At 77.6% G+C, this 1784-nt stretch carries 2 protein-coding genes; both read right to left on the bottom strand.

Annotated elements, in window-relative coordinates; translation table 11 throughout:
- The coding region (locus ACFUEL_RS39290; RefSeq protein WP_380242954.1) for a hypothetical protein at positions 1–717 on the bottom strand (717 nt) is incomplete at its 3' end.
- Positions 714–1784, bottom strand: a 1071-nt coding sequence (locus ACFUEL_RS39285; protein WP_380242952.1) for a tryptophan 7-halogenase, incomplete at its 5' end; no start/stop codon positions are given. The genes ACFUEL_RS39285 and ACFUEL_RS39290, both read right to left, overlap by 4 nt.

Below are 1784 nucleotides of genomic sequence, written 5' to 3'. Positions count from 1 at the left end.
GTTGAGGGAGGTGTGGTTCCACCACCCCTGGCGGCCGACGGTGAAGGAGACGGCGCGCTCGCCGATCCTCCCCTCGTAGCGGGTGCCGGAGGCCAGCGGGCTCTTCGGGACGGCGGCGTGCGGGTCCTTGACGGTGGGGACGGTGAGGGTGGCCGCGGGGGCCAGGTCGGCGGGCCGGAAGCCCTGCGGGTCGACGGTGGTGACCACCTCGTCCCAGTTCGGGGCGCCGGCCAGGGCGTGGGCGAGGTGGACCTCGTCGCCCTGGCCGAAGACCAGTTCGGTCAGGAAGTCGGGGTAGCCGGCGTCGCGGACGAGCGGCCGGTAGTGCACCACGTCGTCCTTGCGGCAGCCGGCGTCGACGGCGTCCAGGAGGGGGGTGAACTTCCGCTTGCCCTGGGCGTCGATGGTGACGCGTTCCAACTCGACCGGCAGCGAGGTCCGGGTGCCCCCGGTGATCTCGCTCAGCGGCCAGTGGCCCTCGGAGAACAGCGAGTAGTGGACCTGCTGGTCCTCGTGCGCGGCGAGGTCCGCCAGGTAGGTGTCGAGCAGGGCGGTGGGCAGGTCGAAGGAGGTGATCAGCTGGAAGGCGTGGACCGGCACCTCGTACAGGCCCAGGTGGTAGCTGAAGACCTTCTTCCGGCCGATCAGCAGGAAGCGGTGGCCGTGCCGGTCGGCGGCGTCGGCGCTCAGGGTGTCGGGCAGGTGCTCGGTGCTCATGCGGGGGTCTCCTCGTGGGCGGTGGGGGTGTGGCGGCGCTGCCAGAACGGCCGGTCGGGCCAGCGCTGTTCGGCGGCGTAGTGGGTGCGGTGGTTGCGCAGGTAGAGCGAGCGGACGGCGGCGACGTCGCGGGCGTAGCCGGGCAGTGCGTCCGGGTCGCCGTCCAGGTGGGCGTGTACGGCCTGTCCGGCCCGCAGGCCGGTGAACAGGGCGGTCAGGATGCCCTGCGAGGACAGCGGGTCGAACGCGGCGGCGGCGTCCCCGGCCGCCGTCCAGCCGTCGCCGTGCACGGTGTCGAGGTGCGCGGTGTGGGCGGGCGCGCGCCGGGGCGCGGTGCCGGGGGGCCACGGGTGGGCACCGGCGAGGGGGCCGACGTGCCGGGTGGCCGCGAGGCCGGACGGCAGGGCGGTCCGGGCGGCGGGCAGGTCGGCGTCGGTGTACCAGGCGAGCAGGCGGCGGCCGGTGGGCAGCGGTGCGGTGTACCACCAGCCGTCGGGGGCCGCCTCGACCGTGGTGGTGGTGTCGGCCCCTCCCGCGGCGGGGCCGAGGGTGAGGTGGACGGCGAGCAGCCGGTCACCGACCAGCCGCCGGGCCCCGTGGGCGGTGGCGACGGCGGCCCGGCGGCCGGTGGCGTCCACCAGCCACCGGCAGCGGACGGCGCCCTGCTCGCCCAGCCGCACCGTCCAGCCGCCGTCGGGGGTGCGGGCCAGCGGGCGCGCGGCGGTGCGCTCGGCGAGGCGGACGCCCTGGGCGCGGGCGCGGGCGCGCAGGTGGCGGTCGAAGCGGGGGCGGTTGAGGTGCCAGCCGTGGCCGTGCGGGTCGAGGATGCTGTCGGTCGAGGCGAGCGCCGGGCCGCCCCACGCGGAGCGGTTGGCCGGGCAGGGGAGGTGGCCGTCCGCCAGGGCGCCGTCCGCGCCCAGGTCGCGCAGCAGGGCGCGGGCCGCGGCCGGCAGCGCCTCGCCGACCGGGGCCGGGCCGCGTCCGGCGTCGGCCAGCAGCACCGTCCGGCCGGCCCGGACCAGGGCGAGGGCGGCGGCCGCACCCGCCGGGCCGCCGCCCGCCACGAC

It is taken from the genome of Kitasatospora sp. NPDC057198 (genome assembly GCF_042670125.1).
GTDB lineage: Bacteria > Actinomycetota > Actinomycetes > Streptomycetales > Streptomycetaceae > Kitasatospora.
The sequence above is the reverse complement of the archived record's forward strand: the minus strand, read 5'-3'. Positions and strand labels throughout refer to the sequence as shown.